Source organism: Rahnella sp. P4_A8, from assembly GCF_056402435.1.
Genome location: NZ_JBFUHK010000187.1, coordinates 1 through 1,935, shown reverse-complemented (window position 1 = coordinate 1,935; position 1,935 = coordinate 1). Strand labels below are relative to the sequence as shown.

General features: G+C 52.8%; 2 protein-coding genes. One reads left to right on the top strand and one right to left on the bottom strand.

Going from position 1 to position 1,935, the window contains the following annotated elements; translation table 11 throughout:
- The coding region (gene trmA, locus AC1DUO_RS24490) for a tRNA (uridine(54)-C5)-methyltransferase TrmA (protein ID WP_477989205.1) at positions 1-750 on the top strand (750 nt) is incomplete at its 5' end.
- Positions 751-820: 70 nt separating this feature from the next.
- Here the strand turns inward: trmA and bglB are convergent.
- Positions 821-1,930 carry a beta-galactosidase BglB gene (gene bglB / locus AC1DUO_RS24485; protein WP_477989207.1) on the bottom strand — a complete coding sequence of 370 codons (1,110 nt, stop codon included), beginning with the start codon at positions 1,928-1,930 and terminating at the stop codon, positions 821-823.
- Positions 1,931-1,935 lie beyond the last annotated feature (5 nt).

The following is a 1,935-nucleotide window of genomic DNA, read 5'->3' as shown; positions in this document are numbered from 1 at the left end:
ATCATTGCCTCGCTGCTTTACCATCGTAAGCTTGATGACGAATGGCAGCAGGCTGCTACCGCGCTGCGTGACCAGTTGCGTGCTGATGGTTTTGATATCCAGCTGATTGGTCGTGCAGCCAAAACTAAAATCATGCTCGATCAGGATTATGTCGACGAAGTCCTTCCGGTGGCGGGCCGCGATATGATTTACCGTCAGGTGGAAAACAGTTTCACCCAGCCAAACGCTGAGATGAACATTCAGATGCTGGAATGGGCGCTGAAGGCCACGGAAAACTCGACCGGCGATTTGCTGGAACTTTACTGTGGTAACGGCAACTTCTCGCTGGCTCTGGCACGCAACTTTCGCCGCGTTCTGGCGACAGAAATCGCCAAACCTTCCGTCGCAGCCGCGCAATTCAACATTGCGGCGAACCATATTGATAACGTGCAGATTATCCGCATGGCGGCCGAAGATTTCACACAGGCGCTGAATGGCGTACGCGAATTCCGCCGTTTGCAGGATATTGATTTAAGCGGGTATGAATGCAACACCATTTTTGTCGACCCGCCGCGCAGCGGACTGGATGACGAAACAGTGAAGATGGTGGCAGGCTACGACCGTATTCTTTATATCTCCTGCAATCCGGAAACACTGTGCGCGAATCTGGAAACACTGAGCAAGACGCACCGCGTGACACGTCTGGCGTTGTTTGATCAGTTCCCGTATACGCACCATATGGAATCTGGCGTGCTGCTGGAAAAAATCTGACAGCGGATGAAAAAACAAAAACGGGCACCTTTTGAGTGCCCGTTTTTACTTCAGTCCGTTATCCGCAATACTACAGATAAACCCGCAGATATTCTGACAGACACAGGATCGCCATTGCCTGTCCGTAAGGCATCGAGGTCAGCGCGATTTCACGATAGAAATCGAGATCATTCCCCATCGCCGTTCCGAATGATGTTTGCGTCAGCTCCCCTGCCGGGTTGATGTGTTTGATCACCCCCTGAATGGCTTTCTCCGCCACCGGCGCATAAGACGCATCGATATAACGTTTACGCACGGCTTTCAGAATGCCATAGGCGAAACCGGCGGTCGCTGAGCTCTCAAGATAAGATTGCGGGTCATCAAGCAGCGTATGCCATAAACCGCTGTCATCCTGACATTTCGCCAGCACACTGACCTGACTTTCCAGCACCTGCAATAAATAGCGACGGGTGGCGTTATTTTCCGGTAAATCCACCAGTTCGAGGAATTCCGGGATCGCGATGGTCAGCCAGCTGTTGCCACGCGCCCAGCGGGCCTGCGCAAAGTTATGATGTCCGTCGAACGTCCAGCCGTGGAACCACAGACCGGTTTCGCGATCCATCAGATACTGCACATGCATCAGGAACTGATACGTCGCTTCTTCGACAAACTCCGGACGGTCCAGCAGCTTGCCTATTTTCGCCAGGGGCAACACGCTCATCATCAGCGTGTCATCCCACATTTGCTGGTGATTTTCGTTGTTATAAACGATGTGCTGCATCGCGCCTTTATCAGTGCGCGGCATTTCGTACATTACCCATTCCGCCCAGCGCTCCAGATAAGGGCGCCATGCCGCATTGCCGGTTTCCTCATAACGATAAGCCAGCGTCAGGAACGGGCTCATGGTATTGACGTTTTTGGTCGGCGTGCCTTCCGCCAGACGCGCGGTAAACCAGTCGTCGATCACCGCACGCATTTTTTCGTCACCAGTCTGCTGATAATACTGATAAATCCCGTAAAGTCCGATACCGTGCGTCCATTCCCAGCCTGCCCAGCCTTTGGTATCAATCACGCGGCCATCGTCCAACCGCAGCAGGAATTCACCGGTTTTATCTTCGATATTCACCAGATTGTTGGTCACGTTGTGGATCAGAGAGTTCAGTTCCCCGCGAGAAATGAAATGTTCCGGCTGTCGCAGCAAGGCAC